We start from the raw sequence: 24,760 nt of genomic DNA, 5'->3' as shown, positions 1-24,760 counted from the left end.
GCTGGCGCCGAGGGGAAATCATGACGACAACAGACGCAATCATCGCTTTGGAACTGGGACACTACCGCTTGCGCGAGCAGATCGGCGGTTCCGCCTACGGCATCATCTGGCGCGCCAGTGGTCCTGGCCCCACCGGCGACGTGGCGATCAAGTTGATCAACCGGGAGCAGATGGCGCGCGCCCTGCCCGCCCAGCGCGACCGCTGGGTGGACTGCGCGAACAACGAGATCGCGTTCCTGCAGTCGCTGGAGCCGTGGGACGAGCGTCATATCGTGCGCTTGCTCGATAGCGGCTGGCATGAAGGCCTGCCGGTGCTCGCGCTGGAGTTGATGACGACGGATCTGGGCCAGCACATGGCCGCCCTCAAGAGCGCCGAAGACACCGTGCCGCTGCCCATGGCGCTCGGCTGGATCGCCCAAATCAATCAGGCGCTGGCCAAGGTGCACCAATATGGCTGGCGTTATCTTGACCTGAAACCGGCCAACGTCCTGCTGGACCGGCATCTGCACACGGTCAAGCTGGCCGATTTCGGCACCAATCGCCGTCTCGGCAGCCTGCAAGCCCACTCGTATACCGGCACCGCCAACTGGCAGGCGCCGGAACAGTTTTTCCCTGCCAATGGCGGCGGCTATGCGACCGGTCCGCGCAGCGATTATTTTTCGCTGGGCGCGATGTTTTACTTCATGGTCACCGGCGGCCTGCCGTTGCGCTTTTGCGCCGACTGCGGCCAGGCCTACCGCGAACACCACACCGCCGGCGCCGACCTGCTGCGCCAGCTGCACGGCGGCGCGATTCCGGGCGCCCTGCTGCCGGAGGAGGAGGCGCGCTTCGCCCTCGCCATACCGGTTGAGGCACGCGATCCGGCGCTGGAGCTGTTACGCGCCCTGCTGAACATCGATCCGGCCAAACGACCTCGCCATGCGATCCAGATCAGCCGCATGCTCAACGCGATCCAGGGCGTGAAGCCAGCGCGGGGCGCCTTCAATCCGGCGGATCCGATTCATGCCATGCGTCGTCCCAGCGCCAGCAACGGCTGGCGCCATATCCAGGGGGCGTGATGGCGACTCCACTGCGTTTGCACAAGGCCCCGGCACGCGGGACCCCAGGCGCCAGATCGCCGCTGTTACGGCTGCCCGGTTGGCCCTCCGGCCGGATCATCGCCGATGCCGCCGCATGGCTGGCACGCTTCGCCGCGCAAAACGTGGGCCTGGCCGCCACCCTCGCCCTGCTGGCCGCCCTTTTCGGCTTGCAGGCGCTGGCCCTTCTGCGCGCGCCAGCAAGCTGGCTGCCGGCTGCCATCGGCATCACATTGACACCCGGAGAGACCATCACGCTGGGCCAGCGCGAACTGGCCGCGCCGCAGACCGACCGCAGCCACCTGTCGCTACGCCGCGATCCACAGGACGGCTGGATGCTGCGCAATATCAGCCCGTCCAAGCAGGTGATCCTGCTGCGCGACAGCGGCGAGCAGCGCATGGGCAGCCTGGCGCTGCGTGCGCGCCAAAGCTTCCAGATCGACGGTGCCGTCTTCAACGTCTCCGCTTCGGAGGCGGACACCATCGTCTTTACCCGCGACGGCCATGAATGGCGCTACGACGGCGCCGTGTTATACCGCGACGGCCAAGCGCAATCCAGCTGCCCCGACGCGCGCCTGTCCGGGCAAGCGCTGTCGCTATGGAACCGCGCCATGCCGGTGATGCTCACCATCGCCCGTCCGCTGTCCTTCGGTGGCAATCTGCATTGCGGCAATCGCCTTGGACTGGCGCAGACCGCGCCCGGCGCAGCCCAACTGGCAAGGACCAACGGGCGGCTGGAGGTATCGGCCGGCAATCCCGATGGCGACCGCGCCTCGGTACTGGTGCGCAGCAACGGCGTGCAGACCGATTTGCGTCGCCAGGAATTGTCGCTGGCCGGAGTGAACGCGATGATCGTCGGCCACACACGTTTTCAGCTTGCGCCAGCAGGCGACCAGCTCATATTGACGCCAAGCCGTCATGTCAGCCTGTTCAGCGTGCCGGATCTGAAACTGCCGGATAACGTCAATTGGCAGTGGCAACAGCGTTCGCTGTGGAATAGCGGCCATGCCAACGCCCTGTGGTTCGCCATCGCCGGCTGCCTGGCCTGCGTCGCCATCGGCGCGGTGTGCGCGGTGTGCGCGGTGTCGCCGGCCAGCTTGTGGATGCGCCGCGCCGCGGCTGGCGCCAAGCTGCTGGGCGCGACGATCGTGCTGATTGCCGGCATCGTCGCCTTGATTTCGCAACGCGCGGGACTTTCGCCCAGCGCCACGTTATCGATGCTGCTCGGCGCCTGCGCGCTGCTGCTTTGGCTGGCCTTCCCCGGCCGTCTCACGCTGTTGACCGCCGCCGGCGTCGTGCTGCTGGCCACCGGCTTGCTGACGCAGTTGGAACTCGGCCTGGGCGCGCCGCAAACCTCGTGGCTGCGCTACTACCAGAAAAGCGCCGCCATGCTGGCGATCGGCGCCGGCCTTGGCGGCCTGCTGCGCCTGTGGGCGTACTACCAGGCGGCGCGTGCCGCGCATCTGCAACAGCGTACCATCGAATGGATACTGGCGGTGTTCGCCAGCGTCGCGCTGGCGGCGCTGGCCGCGCAGGTGTTGTGGGGCGACGAAACCGGCGTCTTCGACCTGCAACCGGTGGAACTGGCCAAGCTTGCCCTGACCGCGCTGACCGCGCACTGCCTGGCGCTGCGCTTCGGCTGGCATAGCGAGACGCGTCATCCCGCCGACCACCGCGCCCGCTGGCTGCAACTGATCGCGCCGGCCCTGCTCTTCATCGCGCTACTCGGCCTGTCGCTGGTGCAGATCGACGACTTCTCGCCGTTGATACTATTGCTGGTGTGGAGCACCGCCATGGCCTTCGCCTACGCGCTCGCGGCCGGCCATCGCGTGCTGACGATAGCGCTGATCGTTTTAGCGTTGATCGCCGTGGGGACGGTAGTTTATCTGCGCCTGGCCGGAACGGACGATTTGATACGCTGGGGCTTCTACGCCGATCGCTTCCTGGTCTGGCTCAATCCCGCCGAGCATCCGCACACCGGCCAGCAACTGCTGCTCGGCGCCCGCGCCATCGGCGAGGGCGGGTGGCTGGGGGCGGACCACTGGCTAGGCATGCGCGCGCTTGGTCAATCGGCCGGCGGCGTGGTGCAGATCCCCGCCGTGCAGGACGACTTCGCGGCCACCTTTTTCATCAACCGCCACGGCCTGGCCGGCGCGCTGCTGCTTTGGGGCGTGCAGGCGGCCTTCCTGACCGGGATCGTGCTCACCGCGCTGCGCGCCCACCACGCCGGCGCCACGGCGCGCAACTTCCGCCAGGCCTGGTCCGGCCGCTTCCGCTATTTCGCATTGTGCGGCGGCGGCGCCTTCGTGCTCGGTCACTTCCTGCTGTCGTGGGGCACCAACCTGGCGATCTTCCCGATCATGGGGCAGCCGATGAGTTTTCTGTCCGCCGGCGGCAGCCATCTGCTGTTTTTCCTCTGCCCCCTGCTAGCGTTTAGTGCCATCAGCGCGCAATCTTTAGAAGGAGACTGAATCATGCCGATCTATGTCCAACACGAAGTCCTGGGCCGTATTCCCGACGTTTTCAATGGTGAGGCGATCTGGCAGGCTCCCGGTCTGGCGCTGTTTTCGCGCCGTCCACTGCTGCGCGATCTGCTGGAACGCAGCCCGCGTGAGCACAAGGGCCGCGCCGCCACCCGCTGCTTCTCCCATGTGACGCTGATGCTGCCGCAGGAAGACGTCGACGACGACTACCACCTCACGCGCGGCGCCCGCGCCCGCGACCTGGCGCAGACCTTGACGGCTTTGCATCAAAAGGACTTCGGCGATCTGCTCGGCGGCGACCAGGTGCGCTACGACGTCGTCGGCACCGAGGCGCTGTCGCCCGGCGAGATCGAGGTCAAGTTCGGCCATGCCGTGTATTTGCCTGCGGCCGACGAAAAAATCCTTTTCAACGTCAGCGTCTCGCGCGACAGTGCGATCTGGCATCCGGTCTGCCCGATCTATCCGAACCAGCGCCTGGCGCTGATCGGCGGCGAAGGCGGCGCGGCCAGCGTGACCGCCAGCGGCTGGCCGTTCGGCCCCGAAGGCGCGATCCTGATCATCAACGACGGTCCCGATGCCGCACCGGTGGTGCAGATGCGCCCCAAGGATGCCTTCGAATGCCGTTTCGATCCGCGCAGCGGCTACCACACCATCAAATCCCTGCGCGAGCCGCCGGGCGGCAGTCCGCGTCTAATGCTCAAGATCACCCGCGCCTCGGGCGCGCCGGTTGGCATGCAGTCCGCCGCCACCGAGGGCATCGGCATCAATCCTGCGCCCATGCAGGCGCCGGCGCCTGCCGGCCACGCCACGCCGGCCAGGCCTGCGGTATGGCAAAGCCGCGCCGACGGCGCGCCGCTGGAGCTGACCGCCGTACCGGTCAGCCACAAGCCGGTCAACAAGCCGGGAGAGAGCGACGCCACCTACGCGCCGGTCTCCCAGCAACGTGTCAACCTCGTGGCGCTGGCCCTGCCCCGTCTGAGCCGCTACCGCGACACCGGCGCGCAGACGCTGGAACTGCCTTTCGACCGCGCGCTGGCCTTGTCCCCCGACGCGGCGCCGGTGATCAGTTTCGTGGTCGATGCGGCCGACGAACTGTATGCCTGCACCGCCGAAGGCCGCCAGCGCATCAACGCGCCTTCCACATTCTCCCCGGTCGACGGGCGCGCGATCCGGCTGCTGCCGGCGGCGCCGGAAATGGCCGACCGCTATCGCGCCCTGCTATATCTCGCCCAGCCTGTCGGCGCGGCGGTGGCCGGCGGCGCGCGCTTTACCTTCGGACGCAACTCGCCGATGCTGTCGGCCCTGCGTTTGCTCGACTCGCCCCGCTTCATCAAGCGCGCCGACGGCATCAACGCCGCCAGCGCCGATCGCATCGGCCTGTCGCGCAACGCTTTCAGCTTTGAAGCGACGTCGGAGGGCTACAAGATCGGCAGACTGACCGCCACCCAGGGCCTGTACCATCTGAACGAGAAGATGGAGTTCGTCGCCAGCATCGGCGATACGGGCACGGACGCGCCGTACCTGCTGCCGGCCGGCCATCATCTCGTGGCAGGCCACTACGTGCTGCGCTTCGACGCCTGAGGGGGCCTGCGATGGAAACGCCAAAACTCTACGCGGTGTGCGCGTTCCCGGCGGGACTGGTGATCACACTGTTCGTGGCAGCCTACCTGACGCCCAATCAATGGTGGCGTCGCGCCAACGCGCGCGCGCTGCTGATCATGGTGGTCGGCGCCTGGGGTTTCGGTAGCCTGATCCTCTACGCGGTCCAGGGTACGCGGCCGGTTGCGGCGGGCACGCTGGACAACAGCGCGAACCACGCATCGGCAATCGAGTCGTTGCCCGCGCCCCGGTCGCCGGAACTCATCGCCGGCCGCCCCTTCCAGGTGCACCGCGACCTGAACCTGCGCACGGCCGCGGGGGTGCACGCTGCGCGCCTGATCACCGTGCCGGTGGGCGCCACCGTCACGCCCACCGGCGCGCGCGAAGGCGACTGGTGGCAGGTCACCGCCAGCGCCAACGGCCATGAACAAACGGGCTGGGTCAGCAGCTTGTGGCTGCGCCGGGGCGGCGAATGACGCATCCGCGCAGCGAGCGCTCGTCGCAGTCCACGCACACTTCATCGCCCGCTTCCGCAGGCGCCGGTTTTTCAGCTAAGCTGTGGCCTTTCGGACTCCGCGCCGCGCCGCCCGCCACGATGACAAGAATCACGGACATGCTGGACTTCGGCCCCGGGCTCGATATCGCGGCCCGCAGCAGCGCCAGCATCAGCAAACTGCAAGTGCCGGAAAACCAGGACAATCTGCTGGTCGTCGACGCCACCGGACGCGCGGTCTTCCTGCGCGACCAAACCGGCCAGTCGTCCACGCTCCCCAATTGGCCGCAAGGCCATGTGCGCCTCGCCGTCATGGACGGCATGGGCGGCCACGGTCACGGACGCGAGGCCGCCGAGGCGGTCGCCGACGGCCTGCTGCGCGTGCCCGCATGCGGCACGCTGGAAGAACTGGGCGCCCACCTGGACCGCCTGCACGACGAACTCCAGCAACGCTTCCGCCAACCCGGCGATACCGACAGCTTCCGCCGTCCCGGCACCACGCTCACACTGGTGGAAATCGCGCCCGGCCAGGCGCCGATGCTGTATCACGTCGGCGATTCGCGGCTATACGAGATCACCGCGCAAGCCGTCCTGCCGCTGACGGTGGACCATGTGCCGGCCACCTGCTTCGCGATGCACGGGTTGCTGGGCGAGGAAGAATGGTGGCAGCAGGTGCACGGCGAGCACCGGCCGCAAATCTCCCAGGCCTACATCCTCGGCAACGCCTTCGCCAATCCACAGGTCCTGGAGGACGGTCTGCTGCCGCTGGACGCGGCCAACCTGCCGCCGTTCCTGCGGCACCTGTCCGACCGCCGCGCGGTGACGGTCCGCGCCGACGCCACCTATTTACTGGCCAGCGACGGCTTCTGGTCATGCGGCCGCCCGCTGCCATGGACAGCGCGCTGGCCGGCGCTGATGGTGCGGCCTGGCCACTCCGCCGGCGCGGCGCTCGACGCGTTGTTCAATGATTATGCCGACCATCCACCGGCCAACCTCCACATCGACAACGTCACCGCCATCGTGATGCGATTTGCACAAGCCGCGCCGGCGCGGGAGACCCGCAATCTTGACGAAACGGCACTACCGGCAGCATCAATCCCACCGCATTTTTGAGCCTTGACGAGGGGAAGTGTTGCGTCTTGATCGCCGCATGTGCCTTGGGGCAAAAATATGCCGATCAGATGCGCGTTTAATTGCCAAGGACAGCGTAAACCGCATAAACTGACAGGTATTCCATCGGTCGGTACGCCATGAAAAAATGCAGTAATGCCCAGCATCCGCATTGCACCTACTGGGTCATGTCTGGAGAACAAGCTTGCGAAGGCGGTCACGCCCAAGCCGAGCCGTTCAGCTATGACCTGCTGAGTGCTGCGCGCAGCGCCCGCGCCGGTGACCCAGCGCCGACGCCGGCTGCCGCGCCGGCGGGATATGCCCGTCCGCTGCAACGCGCCCAATCGGAACGCCCGCAGCTGCATATCAGCGGCTTCGACCCGCGCGCCGCCGGCGGCCGTCAAACGCTGAAGATGGAACTGCGCGGCATGCCCGACGCCTGCGCGCCGCAACTGACGCTGCAGCTGCAATCGGACCTGATCCCCAACGGCGCCGCGCGCCAGCAGTTCGTGCGCGCCACCAATGGCGAATGGCGCCCGGTGTTCGTCGAGTTTTCGTCGCGCGGCAAGGAGCACGGCCAATACCAGATCAGCATCGAGCTGCTTAGCCAGCACACCGGCATGGCGGCACGAAAATGGGTGTGCACCTTCGTCATCCTGGTGCCGCGCCTCGACGCCACCCTGACCGAAATCCACCGCATCTTCCTGAGCACCCACAAGAACGTGCGCGTGATGGCGGACGACGCCTCGATCGCCCGCGTCAGCGCGCAAGGCGGCGACAGCCTCGATATCGACGTCACCGCCCGCAACGCCGGCATCGCGCATCTGGACCTGAACGCGCCGGCCGGCAAAGTGGACCTGGGCTTCACGACCATCGCCTGGGACGAGGATCTGATCGAGATCGACATCCCCGTCACCAATGCCGTCCATCCGCATGCCAGCCGCGCGGCCAGCTTTGTCAACGCTGCCCCGGAGAGCGGCGCGCAGCGCCAGATCCGCCTGTTCGCGATGGAAGAATGCGTGCTGGGACGCTTTGAACTGGTCGATCCGGAATCCGACGTGATGCTGACCCATTACACCGCCGACGGCCAGGACACCAACGGCCTGACGCGACGCCTCTCCGGCCGCCACGCGGTGATCCGCCGCTGTGGCCAGGGCTTCGAGATCGAAGACGTGTCCCGCTACGGCATCCTGCTCGACGGCGTCTGGCCGGGCAAGCACAAACCGACCACGCTGCGCCTCGGCATGCGCATTGAACTGAGCGCCAGCATCAAGGGCATCGTCGTGCTGTCGGTGTCGGCCATCATGCCGCACGGCGTGATCCTGCACCGCATCGACCAGGGCGCGAACGCCGAATGCTTCTACGTGCTGATGCCGGAAACGCATCCTGGCTATCCGGTCAAATCGTTTGCCGCCGCGCCGCACGCGGCCGCGCTGCCTCTGCTGCTGCATCGCGACGGCGGCTTCTGGCATCTCGACCAGTTGACCGGCAAGGAAACCGCGCTGGCGCCGGGCGTGTCGCTGGATAAGCTGAGCCGCATCCCGCGCCATAGCCGTTTCGCCAGCGATCCGTATCCGGAGCACTGGATCATCCGCACCGGCGCCGCCGACATGTACAACACCGTCGCCGCGCGCGACATGCATACCGCCTAACGTATTTTCAGCGTCGCCTTCATCTGATCGAGCAGCGCCGCGACCTTGGGCGACATCGGGCGCGCCAGCGGCCAGACGATGTGCAGCGGCAGCCCGTCGATCGCCCGCTCCGCCATCACCTCCACCACCGCGCCCGACGCCAGATGCTCGCGCACCAGCCACGTCGCCAGCTGCGCCACGCCCATATCCGCCAGCACCGCCGTCATCTGCGCCTCGCCGTCGCCGGCCATGATGCGGTGCTCCATGGTGCGGCGCTCGGTCTGCCCGCCGGCGGAGGCGAACAGCCATGGACTCGCGGTGCCGTCGGCGCGTCCGTAAACGACGCAGTCGTGCTGCGTGAGGTCGGCGATGGCGTGCGGCGTGCCGCGTAGCGCCAGATAGGCCGGGGTGGCGCAGAAAATCAGGCGTTCGTCGCCCAGATGGACGTGTCCCAGCGACGCCGGCCAGTGGGCTGGTCCGCCGATGCGCACCGCCAGATCCAGCCCCTCCTCCTGCACGTCGACAAAGCGGTCGGTGAAGGTGACCTGCGGCCGCAGATTCGGATACTGCCGGCAAAAGCGCAGCAGCTCGGGCATGACGCGCATGCGGCCGAAGGTGGCCGGCAAGCCGAGTACCAGACGGCCGGCCGGCTCGGCGTCCTGCGCCAGCGCTGCTTCGGTCTCGCCCAGCTCCATCAGCACGCGCCGGCAGGTCTCGTGGTATTTACGGCCGGCGTCGGTCAGGGCCAGGCTGCGGGTGCTGCGCTCGAACAGCTTGACGCCGAGCCGCGCCTCGAGCCGCGCCAGGCTTTTGCTGACGGCGGAGCTGCTCAGTTGCAGCCGGGCGGCGGCCAAGGTGAAGCTGCCGGCGTCGGCGGCCTGCACGAAATAAGCGATATCCTTGAGGTGGTCTGAAGCGTGCATTCGGGTCGGCTTGGTGGAATAAATTTCAGGAATTGATTGAAATCTTATCGTAAATACGAATTCCCTTCGCGATTATCATTCCTTATCGCTTAATTGAAGGAGTTCGCATGAAAAATACCGCATTGATCGTTGGCGCCAGCGGCGTCACGGGTGGCGCGCTGGCCGGGCGGCTGCTGGATAATGGCTGGTCGGTCCTAGGCCTGTCACGCGGCCGCACGCCGCTGCTCGACGGCGTCGAACCGATACGCGCGGATCTGACCTCGCGCGATGAGGTGGCGCGGGCGCTGGCCGGGCGCGCCGTCACGCATGTGTTCTTCACCGCGTGGGCGCGCCAGGCCAACGAAAAAGAGAACATCCGCGTCAATGGCGCGATGGTGAGCAATGTGCTCGACGCCTTGCATGACGCGGCGACCTTGAAGCACGCGGCGCTGGTGACGGGTTTGAAGCATTACCTCGGTCCTTTCGAGGCGTATGCGACCGGCGCGGTTCCCGAGACGCCGTTCCGGGAGGAGCAAGGACGCAAGCCGGTCGACAATTTCTATTATGAGCAGGAGGACCGTTTGTTCGCGTCGGCGCAGCGCGGCGGATACAGCTGGAGCGTGCATCGGCCGCATACGGTGATCGGTTACGCGGTGGGCAATGCGATGAACATGGGTTTAACGCTGGCCGCCTATGCGACGCTGTGCAAGGAATCGGGGGCTCCATTCGTGTTCCCCGGATCGGCGGCGCAATGGAACGGGTTGACGGATATGACCGACGCGCGGCTGCTGGCGGCGCATCTGGAATGGGCGGCGACCAGCGCGGCGGGCGCCAACGAGGACTTCAACGTCGTCAACGGGGATGTGTTCAGGTGGAAGTGGCTGTGGCCCAAGCTGGCGGAGTATTTCGGTATCGAGGCGGCGCCGTTCGACGGGGTTGTCCAGCCGCTGGAGGGCAGGATGGACGATGCGCCGCGCGCGTGGGCGGAGACCGCGGCCAGGCACGGGCTGGCGGAAGCGGATATCGGCAAGCTGGCGTCGTGGTGGCATACCGACGCGGATCTGGGCCGGCCGATGGAAGTCCTCGCGGATATGACCAAGAGCCGCAAGGCGGGTTTCCTGGCGTATCAGAGCACGCCGGATGCGTTCTTTGATTTGTTCGAGCGGCTCAAGGCGGAGCGTATCATTCCGGGCGGTTGACCAGGACTACGCTCCGCGCGGCTCTCGACTTACAGGTACTGCCCGCCCGCCGGCTTCTTGACCGGCAGCGGTATCCACTCCGTCTCGCCGGGCACCTTGTCGAAGCGTTGCGCCTCCCAATCTTCGCCCGCCTTCACAATGCGCTCCTTGCTCGACGAGACGAAATTCCACGACATGAAGCGCCGCCCATCCAGCGGCTCGCCGCCGATCACCACAAAGTGCGCTTCCGACGCCGCTTTCACCCGCTGCGTGCTGCCCGTATCGACCAGCGCCATATTGTTCTTCTCCAGCGGCGTGCCGTCGATCTCCAGATCGCCGTCAATCGGATAGATCGCCGCTTCCTCCGGCAGTCCGCTCAAGGCCAGCTCCTGCCCCGCCTTCAACATCACATCCAGATACAAGGTGCGGCTAAAGGTCTTGACCGGCGAGGTTTTGCCGAAGGCGGTGCCGATCAACACGCGCACCCGGGCGCCATCGACCGTCAGCTCCGGAATATCGGCGGAAGGCGTGTGGCAAAAACCCGGCTCGTCCTCCTCGTGCGCCACCGGCAGCGCGGCCCACAGCTGCAGGCCGTGCGTGCGGTGCGGCTTGCCGACCAAATCCTTCGGCGTGCGCTCGGAATGGACGATGCCGCGCCCCGCCGTCATCCAGTTGATCGCACCCGGTTCGATGCGCTGGAAGGTGCCGATGCTGTCGCGGTGATCCATCGCTCCCTCGAACAGATAGGTCACTGTCGCCAGCCCGATATGCGGATGCGGACGCACGTCGTGGTCGGCATCGAGCGGCACATCGACCGGACCGAAATGGTCGAAGAAAATAAACGGACCGACGGCCTGCTTGATGGCGGACGGCAGATAGCGGCGCACGACGAAGCCGCCGCCCAGATCCTTTTCATGGCCCTTCAACAAATTCGAGATCGTCATCGGCTTATCCCAGAACGGTGGTGACTTCGGTGGTCACGGACGTCATCAGTTTGTGGATCGGACATTTCTGCGCGGCGGCCAGCAGCTCGGCGCGTTGGGTCTCGCTCAGATTACCAGTGAGGTGCAAGGTGGCGGCCAGGCGGTACACGCCCTGGCGCTCTTCGCTGGCGTCGCGCTCCATGCTCACTTCCACATGTTCGAGCGGGATGTTCTTGCGCTTGGCGAACCAGACCACCGTGAGCGCCTTGCAGGCGCTCAGCGCCGCGTCGTACAGGTCGTGCGGCGACGGACCGGCGTCGTTGCCGCCCTCTTCCACCGAACCGTCGGTCGATACGATGTGGTTGCGCACATGGATGATGTGGCGCATCGGCAGCGATTGATCGCGCAGTACTTTGATAGTCATTCCGTGTTCCTTGTGGGCGGTAATCAGAACCCACAATTTACACCGTTTAGCAGAGTTTTGCCTCCCCTGAATGGGGAAGCGTCACACTACTTTCTTGACGAATTCCGTCTTCAGGCTCATGGCGCCGAAGCCTTCGATCTTGCAGTCGATATCGTGGTCGCTGTCGACCAGGCGGATGTTCTTGACCTTGGTGCCGACTTTGACGGTGCCGCCGCCGCCCTTGAGCTTCAGATCCTTGATGACGGTGACGGTATCGCCATCCTGCAGAATGTTCCCGACCGCGTCGCGGTAGACGCGCGCGCCTTCGTCGGCGGCATCGGCGGCGGTTGCGCTCCACTCGTGCGCGCATTCCGGGCACACCAGCTGGACGCCATCTTCGTAGGTGAATTCGGAATTACATTTCGGGCATGGGGGCAAAGCGCTCATCGTGGGTCCTGGTGGTTGTACTGCAAAAGGCGGCAGTATACACCTACCTGCGCCCCCCGCCCCACCCCTAGACCAGTTTGCGGGCGACGCGGAAGCCGACGATATCGTTGGCCAGCACCGCAGAGAAACCATTGCGCACCGAGGAGCGCAGATAGCGCGGGTTGTACAGCCATGAGCCACCGCGCAGTATCCGCCGCACCGGATCGCCGCCCTCTTCCCACGCGCTGCCGTCGACCGGCGCGCCCACGTAGCTGTCGTGGACCACGTCCTGCGTCCATTCCCACACGTTGCCGTGCATGTCGAACAGGCCCCATGGATTGGGCGGGAAGGTGCCGGCCTTGCTGGTCCCCTGGCGGAAGGCGCCGCGCGCGCTGCCGTTGTAGGTGTAGTTGCCGTCGTAGTTGGCCTGCTCGGGGGTGATGCTGTCGCCGAAGCTGAAGGCGGTCTTGGTGCCGGCGCGGCATGCGTACTCCCATTCCGATTCGCTGGGCAAGCGATAGGTCTGGCCGGTCTTTTCGGATAGCCAGCGCAAATACAGCTGCACGTCCATCCAGCTGACGCCGATCACCGGATGGTCGTCGTCCTGCGCGAAACCCGGCGCGCGCCAATCGGTGTCGGATTGCGATTCCCAACCGGTGGCGCGGACGAACTGGCGCCACTGCCCCACCGTCACCGGAAAGCGACCCATCGCGATCGGCTGCTCAATGCCGACCCAGTGCTGCGGCGTCTCGCGGTCAAGCCAGTTTTTCTGCGCTCCCGCCTTGATCGCGACCGCGTGTTCATGTTCGTGGGACCCCATCTGAAAACGTCCGGTGGGGATCAGCACCAGGTCGGGGCCGACCCCGGTGCCGTCGATAAAGCGGTCGCGCAGCACGCCACTTGGATCTGCGACGGGACTGCCCGCTGTCGGCATCAACGCCGCAAGTTCGGCGGCATTGCGTTCGGCCAGCTGCTTGCGGTGACGCTCCTGTTCCGAGCGATACGCTGCTTCGGCTTTCAGCTGCGCGGCCTTGCGTTGCAGTTCCTCGCGCTCGTCGCGGGCCTTCTTGGCATCGGCGTCGCGGCGCGCCTGCAATTGCTTGCGCAAGGTTTGCTTGCGCGCCAGCGCGGCGGCTTCCGCTTCCGCGCGCTGCTTGGCCTCCAGCGCCCGGCGTTGCTGGTCGAGCCGCACCTTTTCCAGCGCGGCCGCCTTGGCCTCGGCCTCGCGGCGCGCGGCCATTTCCACCGCCTGCGCCTGACGCTTCTGTTCCGTCAGGCGGGCTTGTTCGGCCTGCGCCGCCAGCTCCTTTTTGCGCTGCCGCTCACGCTCCAGCTGTTCCTGCTGGTCCTTCTCCTGTTGCGCGGCCTTCTGCGCGGCCTGCGCGGCCAGTTCCTCGTCGGTCGGGCCGGTGGCCCCCAGCAGCTGCGCCAATAACTCGTTGACCGACGCCGGGCGCCGTTCCTGCTGGTAGGCGAAGCCGGTTTGCAGCACCCGCCATTGGCGCTCGTTCAAGCCGTGCGGCGGCGATGGATGAAAGTCGGCCGGCCGCATATCGTCGAACGGCATGCGGCCTTCCAGCAGCTGGTAGATCATCACGGCCACCGCGTACACATCGAGCTTGGGCGCGGGCTGGCGTTGATGCGTGCCCGCTTCCGGCGCGCGATAACCCACCGTGCCGGCGTTCGGCGTCTGCAAACCGAGGCTGCTGCCGGCGCTGCGCGCGCGCGAGGCGATGCCGAAATCGAGCAGCTTGATTTCGTTGCGCTGGGTCAGGAAGACGTTGCCGGGTTTAATGTCGCGGTGAACCAGCTTGTGCTTCTCCCACGCGTATTGCAGCGCGTCGCCGACCGGCGACAACAGCTTGAAGACCGCTTCCAGCGGCAGCGGCCCTTGCGCGGCAAGGTAGGCATCGAGGTCCTGGCCTTCCAGGTACTCCATGATGATGAAGTAGCTGGAGGTGGCCGGGTCCTGCGCCCATTCGTAGACGCGGACGATGTTCTCGTGCGCCAGCTTGCGCGCCTGGGTCGCTTCCTCGATCAGCAGCTTGGCGTGGGTGGCGCTTTGGGTGAGCTGCGGCGGCAGGATCTTCAGCGCGACCATCTCGCTGTGGCCCAGCTCCGCGTGCGTGGCCAGGTCGGTGGCCTGCCACACCTGCCCCATGCCGCCCATGCCGATCAGGCGCTCGAGCCGGTAGCGGCGGTTTTGCGGGCCGATTTCCTGGCCAGACATCAGACCCAGTTCCGTGCCCTGGCGCACCGGCATCGGCGCAGCCGTGACGCTGCCTCCCGGCGGCGCGTACTCCGCATCCAGGATGGCGTTCTTGCGACGGTCGAACTCTTGGAGGCTCAACAAACCGTCATCATGTAAGGCCCGCAGTTCGCGGATCTTGTCTCTTGCCGTTTGCATCATTGACTGAAGTGTAACCGTTCCTGCTGTTTTGCGTTTTAGGTCAGTGGGACGCCGCATTGGGCGCAGAACTTGTCGTGGGGGTGGTCTATCCGCGTCGGGTGGCCGTTGACGCAGTAGCCCACGCTTTTCGGCGTCGCCGGCAAAGGCACGCCTGCGCGCGCGACGCCGATGCCCAACTGGCTCTGGGTCGTCAGCGCGCTGGCGCTCGCGGCGTTCTGCACGTTGAGCAGGTCGAGCTGATGGCGGCGGTCCTTGTCCAGTTCCGCGTCGCGATGCGCGCGTTCCTCGAGCACCCGCTCGTGGGCCTGCTGCTGCGCTTCGGCCGGCGTCATGCCATGTTCGGCGGCCACCACGTTGGCCAACGCCTGTATCTGCTCGGCCGACATGCCGCCCTGGATCTGCATTTTCATGATCTGCGACAGCGCCTGCGCATTGGGCTCGGCGGCGGTGGCTACCTTGCCGGTGTCGCTCAAACCGCCGATGGTTTCGATGCGCTTGATCTCATGCGATTGCTGCGCCAGCAGCACGTCGTACTCGCCCTTCCAGCGCGCGAACTTCTCTTCGCGCTCGTGCTCCAGCTTTTTCAGTTCGCGCTGCCATTCGGCCTCCTGATCCTTTTGCTTGAGGATCTGGCGCTGCTCGTCGACCGCCAACTGGTCCAGCAAGGCCTGTTTGCTGTTGGCCTGGTTCTGCCGCGCGTGGATGCCGTCCGCCTCGATCGTGCGCAGCAGCTTTTCGTACTGCGCGATGGAGTCGGCCTGCGCGCCGGCGCGCTTCAACTCCTCGATCTTCTGGTTGATCTCGGCCACCTGCACGGCGTTGGCGGCGTCCTTGACGGCGTCGCCGCGCAGCAGCTCGCGCTGACGCGCCAGCGCAAGCTGGTCTTCCCATTCCTGCACCCGCTCGGCCTCGCGACGACGGGCGGCGCCGGCCAGGGTCATGCCCTGGATGCGCGCCTCGTGGGCTTCCGACTCCACCTGCAGTTCGCGCGCCTTCTCGTCCTTTTCGCGCTGGCGCAACGCCGCCAGCTCGTTGCGGCGGTGCGATTCGTCCTCGATCAGCAGCGCCTGGGCGATCTGGTTCTCGATCGCCTGCTGGCGCAACTGGTGCGATAGCCGCTGCTGCGCCAACTGGCGCTGCTCGGCGGCGGTCTGCTGCAGCACTTCGAGTTCGGTGCGCATCTTGATTTGCGCCAGCTGGCGCACGTGCTCCCAGTCGGCCTGCTCGCCGGCGCGGTGCGACTTGCCCTTCGCCAGTTCGTGCTCCAGGTCGGCCAAAATGGTGCCGGCGCCCTTGTCCAGCGCCACCTTGCGGGTTTTCGATTCCATGACGCGGCTGTAAAGCTCCACCTCGCGCGCCCGCAGCGACTGTATCCGCTCGCTTTCCTTCAACGTCAGCTCGGCCTTGTTGACGCTGGCGTCCTGGCGCAGCTCCGCGCGGCGGAAGTCGGAGCGCATCTTCTGCTCCTCGCGCCAGATGGCCTGCCATTCCTCCTCGTCGTAAATCTGGTCGAGCTGCTTGACATGTTCGAGCTGCACGTGGCGCTCGTCGGCCACCAGCCACAGTGTGCCGATGCGCTCGCGGTTATGGTCGAATTTATCGTGGCGCAGCGCCGCCGTTTCGACCCGCTCCACCGCCAGGCCGAAGCCGGCAAGCCGCAGTTTGAGGGCGGCCTGCAGCCGTTCGTCCAGTTGCAGGCGCAGATCGGCGTTCTGCGCCATGTCGCGCATCGAACGGCCGCCGACAAATTCGGCCGCCAGCTGGCGCACCGATGGCGACAGCAATTCGTGCAGGTGCAAGGTGCTGACGACGCCGGGCACGGTCATGAAGTGCTGCGCGAAGGCCGGCACGTTCTCGATGCGGATGGCGACGGTGAAGCGCGCCGATATCTTCAGGTGTTCGGCCGTTTGCAGGTCGCTGAACGAAAACTCCACCGGCAACGGCGCGCTGCGGGTGATGAGGATTTCGGCGTTCTGGTTGCGCAAAAGGTGATTGAGGCGGGTGAAGAAGCCTTCGATCTCGTATTCACCCTGCGGCACTTCGGTCGCCTTGTCGGCTTGCAGGATGTAGGCGCGCGAGGTCGCCGGCACGCGCAGCGTTTTGGTGAAGATGCCCGACAAGGCGCTGACGCCGAAATAGACCGCCAGCTCGTCGTCGCCGGGAATCCAGCGGTTGTCGCGCAGGACCGGCTCGTTGCGCGGCGCGCCCAGGGTCAAACCGCAATGCTTGCAGTAGCCCGACTGGTCATCGTTTTTGTGCTCGCAACGCGGGCATTTAACGCCGCCAAAACCAAACATTTGGAACATGTCAGACTCCTTCTTCGATTCATCTTCCGTGCCACCCTGTCATCCGCCGATTTTAGCAGGGCAAGCCGGTTTCATTCTTGCGCACGATTCAGTCCCAGCTTAAATCATGCCGATGCGGTCTATACAGGCCAAACTCGCGCCTTTTTGGCGCAAATCGGCCCTGAATCCGGGTAGCAGCGCGTCCTCCCAGGCCTTGGGCAGCAGCACCCGGTCGCCCGCGTTGACTTGACTGAGTATCAACTCCAGTTTCGGTTCGCGTCCCTCGACGGTGTCCACGCGGCCTGCGTGCCACGCGCTCGAGCAGCCGGTGGCGATGATGCGCCCGCGCGGCACGAATTCCCGGCCGCGCGCCAAGCGGTCGGCCATCACCAGCGCCAGTTGGTACGATCCGCCCTGGAAGCGCGGCTGGCCGAAACGCACCACGCTGCGCCAGCGGCCCAGCCCTTTGCCGTCGAAGTGGCGCGCGCCGGCCAGCGTCTGGCGGATGTCCTGCTGCGCGCCCAGGTCCAGTCCCGGTGCGGCGATGCTGTCTTCTTCGCTGTTGGCGGCGGCGGTATGCGTGGCGTTGGCCGATGCATCGACGGGCACAGGGTCCGCGTCGATCGGGAACACGCTGACCTCGACCCATGCCAGTTCATCGTTGACGCCCCCGCTGTGCAGCGGGAACCAGGCGCGCACCGTCGACACGGCCGCCGACGGGTCGGCGTGGCCGGTCAAAGCGCCCAGGTGTGTGACTTGCATGCTGCCGACAGACGCGGCGCCGCCATCGGCACGGCCGCCCAGTCGGCCAAGGTGCCAACTGTCGGACCAGCCATGGGCGACTGTTTGCACGCCCGCCGCAGGCTGGAACAGGCCGCGCACGGAGCGGTCGGCCAGCACGGCCGCCAATTCCCAGTCGCGCTCCCCGTCGCCAGGCGCGATATCCATGCTGAGGACCACCTGGTCGCGGCTATCGAAACGCACTTCGGTATGCCGCGCCAGGCGGACCACCTCCCGCATACGCTCGGCGACCGCCGGCGCGCCCGGGACGCTGCATTTGACCTCGGCGCGGTTGGCGCGGGGACGGCGGCTGGCGGTGATGGTAAGCACGCGGCCGTCCGCCAGGATGCTGCGGCATTCGGCGATGGTTGGCGCGGCGGTGATGGACAGGATGTTCATAGCGATGGCTCCACCCGTTGCGCGTGCGGCGCGCGGCGCAGCGACAGGCCGGTTTCCAGGTTGGCGCAGATGCGGTCCGCTTCGTCCAGCAGTTGCGGCCAATGTTCGTCGCCCGCCAGTTGAAGGCGCGCCAGCAGCGACCAGGCTTCATCCAGCGCGTCGCGGGCGACCAGCGTGTGGCGGCTGCGGCGATTCTGGTCGTCTTCGGCCAGCGGCTGGTCCGGCGCGGCCCAGGCCAGGGCCGGCATGGTGGTGACGTTCAGGCTCGCCATCCCCAGGCGCAGCAGCAACGCCTGCTGCCGTTCGAAGACCGGCAGGCCTTCGGGCAGTTGCAGCAATCGCAGCTCGCGGCTCACGGCGGGCAATTCCAGGAACAGTCGTCGTAAGGCTTGCGCATCGTTCTGCGCGACAGGCAGCGACTGCTGTGGTGGCGCGGCGGCCGGCGCGGAAGGCATGCCGGACGCCGGCTCTGCCAGCATATGGAACTCGACGTGCGCCGAAGAATCGATAGCCGCAACCGACGCCTCGATGGCGGCAAGGCGCTCCGCTTCGGCCGCGCGTATGGCGCGGGCTTTGAGTATGTCGGCGAAATCGACTTGTTCACCCAGATCGACCGGCACGCAGTCGTCGACGGTCACGCCGTAGCGTGTGTACATCAGCTGATTCAGCCCGGCGCGGAACGCATGCCATTCGTCGAGCGAGGTGCAAGGCGGCAGATCCAGCGCGCCCTGCGCCAACTCCGCCTGCAACGCCGCCTCCACCGAGGCGCCGAAGCCCGCCAGTTGCAAACGCCCCGATGTCTCGCTGTACAAATACAGGTCGAAGCGCTGCTGCGACACGCGCGGATTGGCCGCGTCGACCACAAAACGCAAACGCAGGCCCAACTCGGGCGCTGCGGCGAATGGCACCAGGTCCACCGTGTAGGGTCCGGGATGGAAACAGAACACCGATTCGCCGTGCTCGCACGCCACCTTGCCCGGCGCCGCGCGCCGCGCATGGCGGGCCGCATCGAAGACCACGACCGTGCTGTCGGCCGGCGCGGCGTCGCCGTCGTCGAGCCGCAGCGCGATCAGGCTCACGCCCAGTCCATCGGTATCGGTGGACTGTTTGCGGCGGCGCGAAAAAAAACCCATGATCGGTTAAGCGACCGGCTCGACGGCGAAACCGGCGCCGTACATCTGAAAATGCGGCGCCGGGGCGGTGTCGAACGGCCAGGCGCGTTCGCACTCGCCGTCGGCATCGAGCCGGCCTTGCAGCACGATGGCGCCGCCGCCGTCGATCACACGCAACTGCGGCTGTTCGCTCAATAGCCGCGCGGCGAAAGGCGCCTGGGCCGATAGCGACAGAATGACCTGCCAGCCGCCGTCTTGCGGGAGAAAGTGCAGCGTCCAGTAATTGTCGTCGGTGACCAGCACCTCCAGCGCCGCGGCGCTGGAGGCCGCGCGCAGCATGCCGGTGCTGCCGCTCCACTGCGCGTCGTTGGCCGCCGGGGCGACCGCCGCGCGGCGTTCCAGCGACAGTTGACGGAAGCGGCGCAGCGTCAGCGGCGAGTTAGCCAGCGCCTGACGCTCGTTCGGCGTCAGCGCCCGGCTGCCATCGAGCGCCGCCAGCAGCGTGGGGTCGGCCAGCATCAGCCGGTCGTCAGGTACGGCGCGGGCCAGCAGCGCGCGTTCGCGCAGCCGCGCCTCCAGCGCCTTGGCGTCCTGCTTATCTTGTGCTGAATTCAATTCGTTCTCCTTCATTTCACCGCACCGGCGGCATGCAGCTTGTCGATCGCTTCGTTGCGGCGCTTGCGCAGCGTCGGCATCGAAATCCGGTCCAGCGCGGCCAACTGCTGCAATGTCGGTAGTTCGCCGGTGGCCGGGTCCAACCAGGCATCCGGATAGGTATCGTCGGCGGCGCCCAGCAGCTTGTGGTACACGGCCAGGCGTATCGGCAGCGACTCGTCGCACAGAACGCGCAGCATCCAGCTACCGGTTTGCTGCGCAGCCCGCGCCAATGCCATGTAGCGGGGGGGCAGGGAAAGCGCGCCGGCCGCCTCCTGCTCAGCCGCTTGCTCCGCCGCCGGAACGGCCGGTTCGGGGATCGGCGAGCCGCCATCGTCACCCACCGGACTGGCGTCCCCGCCCTCCTCTTCCGCCGCGTATCCGTCCGGCGCGGGAGCGGCCAGTGTGCGATCGTCGTCGAATACCCCGCCCTGCGCCTCCAGCCGCTCCGATTCGCCGACCACGCGCCAGTAGTCTTCCAGCCATGCCGCCGCCTCGCCGGCCTCGCCCTGCCAGTCGTCGACACGGTCCATATTCGACGACAGTTCCTCATAATCGCCGATTTCGGCCAGCATCGCCGCGATTTTATCCGGACTGTTTTTCAGGCTGGCGAAACGCTTGGAGCGGGTATGCAGCGGACCGGGAGAGCCGCCGAAGCGCTCCAGCGATTCGCTCCAGCGGATGATCCACTCGGCCTTGCAGCCGCCGATGGACTTCATCTGCCGCACTTCGATAGGGCTGCCTTCCAGCGTGCGGCCCAGTATCGCGCCCACCTGTGCGTCATTTTCCTGCCAGGCGGCGAACACGGTGGCGATCTCGCGATAGACCGTGTCCAGCATCCGGTAGGTATAGATTTTGTTGGGCGAGCAGTCGCGCCCCGTGGTGACAATGTAATTGTCGGCATCGACCTTGTCGCGCAGGCCGGCGTACATGTCGTTGACCTTTTTGCGCATCACGCCATCGGCCGCCGCGTCGAGCCAGAATGCGCCGCTGCGCGCGTGTTCGACGGCTACGGTGGCCACGAAGGCTTGCCAGAAGCCGGGATGCGCCTGCAGTTCATACAACAAACCGAGCGCCAGCTCGTAGACGCTTTCGCCATAGCTATTGCCTTCCGCCTCGCCACGGGCCGACCGCGCGCCCGCGTGCAGGGCCGCCGCCACCGCCTCGGTATAGCTGTCGAGCAGCTCCGCGTGCGGACTTGGGTCGAGCATCTGGTGCATCTCAATTTGCCGGAACGCCTGCAGCGAGCAGTGCCCCAACAGCTTGCGCACTTGTTCCCAGCCGTGCTCCTGATACCGGGTTCCTGGCAACCGCATAAGGTCCTGTAAATTAATGGAAAAACAAAAATGGGCGCTATGGCTCACGCTTGTAAATGATGCCATAGTCGGAGCACTTTCATTATCCCGTTTACAAACCTATTTCCCCTTCTGTTCCCGCTTCTGCCCCGCCAGCGTGGACAGCAGCGCCGCGACCACCGGCGCCGCGTGCGCGCCGCCGGTGACGTTGGAGTGACTGACGAAAGCCGCCATCGCCAGCCGGTGGGTCTGCCCGGGCAGGCTGCCCGGTTCCAGCCAGCCGGTGAACCAGACGGTGGCGGTGTCGTCGCCGGTGGGCGCGGTGCCGGTTTTACCGTACAAGCCTGGACGCACGCCGGCCAGCGCCGCGCCGCCGAAGGCGCCGGCGCCGGTGCCGACATCGACCACGCCCTTCATGCCGGCCTTGATGCGGTCCAGGCGGACGCCGACCGGCTTCATGGCCGGCACCGTGCTATCCGTGCCATCGAGCGACAGCAACATGCGCGGCGCCACCACCTTGCCCTGCCCGACCGCCGCCGACGCCAGTGCCATTTGCAGCGGCGTCACCTGCATGCGCAGGCCGATCGCCATCTGCCGCAGCTCGTGGCGGGTGTGGATGGTGTCGATGTGGGCCGGCGTGGCTTGCAGCGCATCCCAGCTACGCCAGTTGAAATCCGCCGGCAGCAACCCGCCATCCAGGCGCATGGCCTGCTCGAAGCCGAGGCGGTGCGCGGCCGCCACGATCGGCCGCACGCTATCGAGGGCGTCCGCGTCCAGCGCCTGCAAGTCGGGCGCACCGCCGTCGGCACGGCCGAACAGGCTACGGTCGCTCAATTCGCCGGACCAGGCGAACCAGGTATTGAGGCTGTAGGTGAGCGCCTGAGCCAGTCCCAGACGTCCCTCCTGCGCGCGCCGGTCCAGGCTTTGTTCGCGATAGTTGGTGATGTGCGCCAACTTGGGATTGAGCGGATAGGTGGCGGCGTCGGTCTGGAAGCCGAAGCCCCGTTGCGATGCCAGGCGGTTGATGGCGGGCAGCGGCATGCCGCCCAACAGCGCATCGATCTGCGGATCGGTCCTGGCGGCCATCTCCAGTCCAAGCGCGCTGACGACCTTGAAGGTGGAACCCGGACTCTGATGGGCGCCGCCGTCGTGCTGCAAAGCAGGCAGGCGCAGGGGGCTGCGCGCTGGGCTGGTGCGGTCGAAATCGCGCACCTCGGCCCAGTTGCCGCTGTTAAGCTCTCCCGCGCCGGCACCGGCGGCTGCCAACACGTCACCGGTTTCGGTATCGAGGATCACAAGTCCCGCGTGACGGCCTTCGGGTGCGGCCTGGCCGCCGACGCAACCCTTGCCATCCCAGCGCCCCTGGCGCATGCCGACGCAATCGAGGATGCGCTGGCCCAGCGCCTGCAACGGCAGGTCGAGCGCGAGCCTGGCGGCCACCTGTGCGCCCGCCGACGGCAGCCGCGCCAGCATGCCGGCGACGCTGTTGGCGTGTTCCGGACCGACGCCCAGCAGCGGCGCCAGCCCGGCATCGATGGCTGGCTGCGTTGGCGCACCGTCATTCCACAGCGGCGTGCCGTTGCGGTCCTCCAGCGTGACTGGCGCTGGCGCCGCGGCTTGGGAAGGACCGGCTGCGCGGTCGTTCAAAGCGAGCGCCTGCCAGCCAACCCGGCCGCCGGCGACGCGCAGGTGGCGGTATTTCTGGTCTTCCGGCGCGTTGAAATCGAGCGGCCGCAGCTCGAGCGACACGTTGCGGGCGCCGGCTTGCAGTGCCAGCGTCAGTTCCTGCACGTCGCCCTTGGCCGCGCACGCGCGGCCGGTGCAGGCGGCCGCCGTTTGCACGCTGGCGCCGGAGACGCCGCCTTCCACCCGCCCCGCCACCATCATCCGCAGCACTTCGCCGCCGGTCGCGGGACGCGGCAGCGCCAGCGTCAGACGCAGCAGCGGCCTGCCGCCGGGCGTCTCGCCCGCCTGCGGCCAGCGGGCGACACGGGTCCACGGCTGCCAGCCCTGCGGCAGCGACGCGAACAGGCGCGAGGCGGCGACCGGCATCTGGCTCGTGACGGCCACCATCACGGGGGCGCCGCCGGCGCCCGACGGCCCGGCCACGCTGGCGTTCCAGTCCAGCGCCATGCCTGCGGGCGCCTTGACACGCCAGGCCAGCAGCCGGCGCTCGCTATTGTAGATGTCGATTTGCTGGCGGACGTAGGCGCCATCGGCCTGGTGGTAGAGGCGCTTGAATAATTTGGTGGTGGCCGCATCGGCTTTGACTTGCTTCCAATCCGACAGCTCCGCTGCGCGCGCGGGCGCGTCGGCGGCGAGCCATTGCGGCAGGTCGCGCGGCGCCAGTTCGATGGTGCCGGCGGCGTTCAGCCGCACCAGCCCATGCTCCTGCAGCGCCAGGAACAGCGCCTGGTCTTCCAGCGCGCCGGGCGCCGATGCGGGCACCTGATAGCGCCCTGCCGCCAGATACGCGCCGACCGCCTTGCCGCGTGCCGGGAACGCAGTCACCAGCGCGGAATCCGCGCCGGCGGCAGTATCAGCCGCCGGCCGGTACATCTGCACCAGCAGTTCGCCGGCCTGCGGACACAGGACGTTGGCCCGCCGTTCGATGCGCAAGGCCGACGCCGCGCCCCACAGCAGCCAGCCTTGCTGGCGCAGCGCGACCTGGCCGCTGGCGCCCTGTTCGACCTGGCCCAGACTGGCGTCGCTCAGCCAGCGCACGTCGGTCCGGCGGCTGTTCCATTTCAGTTGCAGCGGTTCGCCGAGGGGATCGGTGAAGTCGGCGCGCGCGGTGCCCTCGATTTGCACTTCCGGCATCGCGTTCGCGCCCGCGCCGCCGTCGGACACCAGCAGCACGTTGCGCAGCGCGATGTGCACGTCGGCCTCCTGATTGCGCGCGACCCAGCGCTTGACGTCGTCGAAGCTGTAACCGATCCGCAGCGGCAGCAGCCGCCCGTCTTTCCCGGTGGGGTCGCGCAGCTGGCTGCACAAGTCCACCCGCACCGCCGGCGCGGCTTGCATGCCCGCAGCCACCAGCAACACGCCACCCGGGTGAAGGCTGGTGGCGATGCCCGGCTGCGACGGCACGGTGAAGGCGATTCCGGGAAGGACGGATTGATAGGCGTTGGCGGCGCGTACGTTGTTGGCCGCCTCCGGCGTGCTGGCGGTGGCGGCCGCCAAATGCCGCGCGTGGCCGGCGATCACCGCGCCGCCACCGGTGGCGATGCCGGCGGCGGCGACCACGATCCAGACGGCGCGGCGCGTCCCGGGCTTGGGACCAGTGGGAGCGGTATCGGCATCGGAACGGATCAGCTTTAGCGCCGGGCGGTTCTGGTTGGCCGAGTCGCCACGGGCGCCGGCGCGCAGGTTGGCCCGCCGGCGGCGCGCGCGGTGGCGCTCGGCCCAAGCTTGCAGAAAAGTGCTGATGAATGGCGGCATATGGCCCTCGCGCTGGTGGACGGTCTCTCCCCAGCCTTAGCGGAGGGCCGGCGAAAACTGGCGGCCTCAACGGGCTCATCGCGCCTATTCGCAGTTCGCGCCGCGAAAAACGCGGCTCGTCGCAATCCCATGGCGCCTTGACGGCGCTTTGCATAAAGTG

18 protein-coding genes are annotated in these 24,760 nt (G+C 67.1%); 7 read left to right on the top strand and 11 right to left on the bottom strand.

From position 1 onward, the window contains the following. Nucleotides 1-20 precede the first annotated feature (20 nt). The 6 genes from AC0IYS_RS12855 to AC0IYS_RS12830 all read left to right on the top strand — a co-directional run bounded on the left by AC0IYS_RS12855 (nucleotide 21) and on the right by AC0IYS_RS12830 (nucleotide 8,413). The gene (locus AC0IYS_RS12855) at nucleotides 21-1,058 is read left to right on the top strand and encodes a serine/threonine-protein kinase (protein WP_471705505.1); all 1,038 of its coding nucleotides are present in this window, start codon (nucleotides 21-23) and stop codon (nucleotides 1,056-1,058) included. Further along, the gene (locus AC0IYS_RS12850; protein WP_471705504.1) at nucleotides 1,058-3,547 is read left to right on the top strand and encodes an FtsW/RodA/SpoVE family cell cycle protein; all 2,490 of its coding nucleotides are present in this window, start codon (nucleotides 1,058-1,060) and stop codon (nucleotides 3,545-3,547) included. Before AC0IYS_RS12855 ends, AC0IYS_RS12850 begins: the two co-directional genes overlap by 1 nt. A 3-nt stretch (nucleotides 3,548-3,550) precedes the next feature. Further along, nucleotides 3,551-5,140 carry a hypothetical protein gene (locus AC0IYS_RS12845; RefSeq protein WP_471705503.1) on the top strand — a complete coding sequence of 530 codons (1,590 nt, stop codon included), beginning with the start codon at nucleotides 3,551-3,553 and terminating at the stop codon, nucleotides 5,138-5,140. Between the two features lie 11 nt (nucleotides 5,141-5,151). Next, nucleotides 5,152-5,634, top strand: a complete 483-nt coding sequence (locus AC0IYS_RS12840) for an SH3 domain-containing protein (RefSeq protein ID WP_471705502.1) — start codon at nucleotides 5,152-5,154, stop codon at nucleotides 5,632-5,634. A 119-nt stretch (nucleotides 5,635-5,753) separates the two neighbouring features. Then, a complete protein-coding gene (locus AC0IYS_RS12835) occupies nucleotides 5,754-6,764 on the top strand; it encodes a protein phosphatase (RefSeq protein WP_471705501.1) in 1,011 nt (336 codons plus the stop codon). A 137-nt stretch (nucleotides 6,765-6,901) separates the two neighbouring features. After that, the gene (locus AC0IYS_RS12830; RefSeq protein WP_471705500.1) at nucleotides 6,902-8,413 is read left to right on the top strand and encodes an FHA domain-containing protein; all 1,512 of its coding nucleotides are present in this window, start codon (nucleotides 6,902-6,904) and stop codon (nucleotides 8,411-8,413) included. On the opposite strand, the gene AC0IYS_RS12825 is transcribed toward AC0IYS_RS12830, so the two are convergent. Continuing rightward, nucleotides 8,410-9,315, bottom strand: a complete 906-nt coding sequence (locus tag AC0IYS_RS12825) for a LysR family transcriptional regulator (protein WP_471705499.1) — start codon at nucleotides 9,313-9,315, stop codon at nucleotides 8,410-8,412. The genes AC0IYS_RS12830 and AC0IYS_RS12825 overlap by 4 nt on opposite strands. Nucleotides 9,316-9,422: 107 nt before the next feature. Between AC0IYS_RS12825 and AC0IYS_RS12820 the strand changes: the two genes are divergently transcribed. Beyond that, nucleotides 9,423-10,493 carry an SDR family oxidoreductase gene (locus AC0IYS_RS12820; protein WP_471705498.1) on the top strand — a complete coding sequence of 357 codons (1,071 nt, stop codon included), beginning with the start codon at nucleotides 9,423-9,425 and terminating at the stop codon, nucleotides 10,491-10,493. A 29-nt stretch (nucleotides 10,494-10,522) separates the two neighbouring features. Here AC0IYS_RS12820 and AC0IYS_RS12815 read toward each other — a convergent pair whose 3' ends face one another. From AC0IYS_RS12815 to AC0IYS_RS12770, 10 genes are all read right to left on the bottom strand, one after another. Further along, nucleotides 10,523-11,416 (bottom strand): pirin family protein, encoded by an 894-nt coding sequence (locus AC0IYS_RS12815; RefSeq protein WP_471705497.1) that lies wholly within the window; start codon nucleotides 11,414-11,416, stop codon nucleotides 10,523-10,525. 4 nt (nucleotides 11,417-11,420) lie between these two features. Continuing rightward, nucleotides 11,421-11,819 (bottom strand): OsmC family protein, encoded by a 399-nt coding sequence (locus tag AC0IYS_RS12810; protein WP_471705496.1) that lies wholly within the window; start codon nucleotides 11,817-11,819, stop codon nucleotides 11,421-11,423. 81 nt (nucleotides 11,820-11,900) lie between these two features. Further along, on the bottom strand, nucleotides 11,901-12,245 hold the full coding sequence (locus tag AC0IYS_RS12805) for a zinc ribbon domain-containing protein YjdM (RefSeq protein WP_471705495.1): 345 nt from the start codon (nucleotides 12,243-12,245) through the stop codon (nucleotides 11,901-11,903). Between the two features lie 67 nt (nucleotides 12,246-12,312). Then, nucleotides 12,313-14,634, bottom strand: coding sequence for an SUMF1/EgtB/PvdO family nonheme iron enzyme (locus tag AC0IYS_RS12800; RefSeq protein ID WP_471705494.1), 2,322 nt, complete (start codon nucleotides 14,632-14,634; stop codon nucleotides 12,313-12,315). Between the two features lie 35 nt (nucleotides 14,635-14,669). Continuing rightward, a complete protein-coding gene (locus AC0IYS_RS12795) occupies nucleotides 14,670-16,940 on the bottom strand; it encodes a hypothetical protein (protein WP_471705493.1) in 2,271 nt (756 codons plus the stop codon). Nucleotides 16,941-17,039: 99 nt separating this feature from the next. Continuing rightward, nucleotides 17,040-18,098, bottom strand: a complete 1,059-nt coding sequence (locus tag AC0IYS_RS12790) for a hypothetical protein (protein WP_471705492.1) — start codon at nucleotides 18,096-18,098, stop codon at nucleotides 17,040-17,042. Further along, the gene (locus AC0IYS_RS12785; RefSeq protein WP_471705491.1) at nucleotides 18,095-19,231 is read right to left on the bottom strand and encodes a hypothetical protein; all 1,137 of its coding nucleotides are present in this window, start codon (nucleotides 19,229-19,231) and stop codon (nucleotides 18,095-18,097) included. Before AC0IYS_RS12785 ends, AC0IYS_RS12790 begins: the two co-directional genes overlap by 4 nt. 6 nt (nucleotides 19,232-19,237) lie before the next feature. Further along, nucleotides 19,238-19,825, bottom strand: a complete 588-nt coding sequence (locus AC0IYS_RS12780; RefSeq protein WP_471705490.1) for a hypothetical protein — start codon at nucleotides 19,823-19,825, stop codon at nucleotides 19,238-19,240. Between the two features lie 11 nt (nucleotides 19,826-19,836). Further along, a complete protein-coding gene (locus AC0IYS_RS12775; RefSeq protein ID WP_471705489.1) occupies nucleotides 19,837-21,180 on the bottom strand; it encodes a hypothetical protein in 1,344 nt (447 codons plus the stop codon). A gap of 99 nt (nucleotides 21,181-21,279) precedes the next feature. Continuing rightward, complete coding sequence (locus AC0IYS_RS12770; protein WP_471705488.1) at nucleotides 21,280-24,600, bottom strand: penicillin-binding transpeptidase domain-containing protein; 3,321 nt, start codon at nucleotides 24,598-24,600, stop codon at nucleotides 21,280-21,282. Nucleotides 24,601-24,760 lie beyond the last annotated feature (160 nt).

The sequence above is a fragment of the Duganella sp. AC237 genome (assembly GCF_979254035.1).
The sequence above is the reverse complement of the archived record's forward strand: the minus strand, read 5'-3'. Positions and strand labels throughout refer to the sequence as shown.

Coding starts and splice junctions, on each gene's coding strand:
- AC0IYS_RS12815 (WP_471705497.1), bottom strand. CDS start 11,416: ATGACGATCTCGAATTTGTTGAAGGGCCATGAAAAGGATCTGGGCGGC.
- AC0IYS_RS12825 (WP_471705499.1), bottom strand. CDS start 9,315: ATGCACGCTTCAGACCACCTCAAGGATATCGCTTATTTCGTGCAGGCC.
- AC0IYS_RS12830 (WP_471705500.1), top strand. CDS start 6,902: ATGAAAAAATGCAGTAATGCCCAGCATCCGCATTGCACCTACTGGGTC.
- AC0IYS_RS12800 (WP_471705494.1), bottom strand. CDS start 14,634: ATGATGCAAACGGCAAGAGACAAGATCCGCGAACTGCGGGCCTTACAT.
- AC0IYS_RS12850 (WP_471705504.1), top strand. CDS start 1,058: ATGGCGACTCCACTGCGTTTGCACAAGGCCCCGGCACGCGGGACCCCA.
- AC0IYS_RS12820 (WP_471705498.1), top strand. CDS start 9,423: ATGAAAAATACCGCATTGATCGTTGGCGCCAGCGGCGTCACGGGTGGC.
- AC0IYS_RS12770 (WP_471705488.1), bottom strand. CDS start 24,600: ATGCCGCCATTCATCAGCACTTTTCTGCAAGCTTGGGCCGAGCGCCAC.
- AC0IYS_RS12790 (WP_471705492.1), bottom strand. CDS start 18,098: ATGAACATCCTGTCCATCACCGCCGCGCCAACCATCGCCGAATGCCGC.
- AC0IYS_RS12785 (WP_471705491.1), bottom strand. CDS start 19,231: ATGGGTTTTTTTTCGCGCCGCCGCAAACAGTCCACCGATACCGATGGA.
- AC0IYS_RS12855 (WP_471705505.1), top strand. CDS start 21: ATGACGACAACAGACGCAATCATCGCTTTGGAACTGGGACACTACCGC.
- AC0IYS_RS12810 (WP_471705496.1), bottom strand. CDS start 11,819: ATGACTATCAAAGTACTGCGCGATCAATCGCTGCCGATGCGCCACATC.
- AC0IYS_RS12845 (WP_471705503.1), top strand. CDS start 3,551: ATGCCGATCTATGTCCAACACGAAGTCCTGGGCCGTATTCCCGACGTT.
- AC0IYS_RS12805 (WP_471705495.1), bottom strand. CDS start 12,245: ATGAGCGCTTTGCCCCCATGCCCGAAATGTAATTCCGAATTCACCTAC.
- AC0IYS_RS12840 (WP_471705502.1), top strand. CDS start 5,152: ATGGAAACGCCAAAACTCTACGCGGTGTGCGCGTTCCCGGCGGGACTG.
- AC0IYS_RS12795 (WP_471705493.1), bottom strand. CDS start 16,940: ATGTTCCAAATGTTTGGTTTTGGCGGCGTTAAATGCCCGCGTTGCGAG.
- AC0IYS_RS12775 (WP_471705489.1), bottom strand. CDS start 21,180: ATGCGGTTGCCAGGAACCCGGTATCAGGAGCACGGCTGGGAACAAGTG.
- AC0IYS_RS12835 (WP_471705501.1), top strand. CDS start 5,754: ATGACAAGAATCACGGACATGCTGGACTTCGGCCCCGGGCTCGATATC.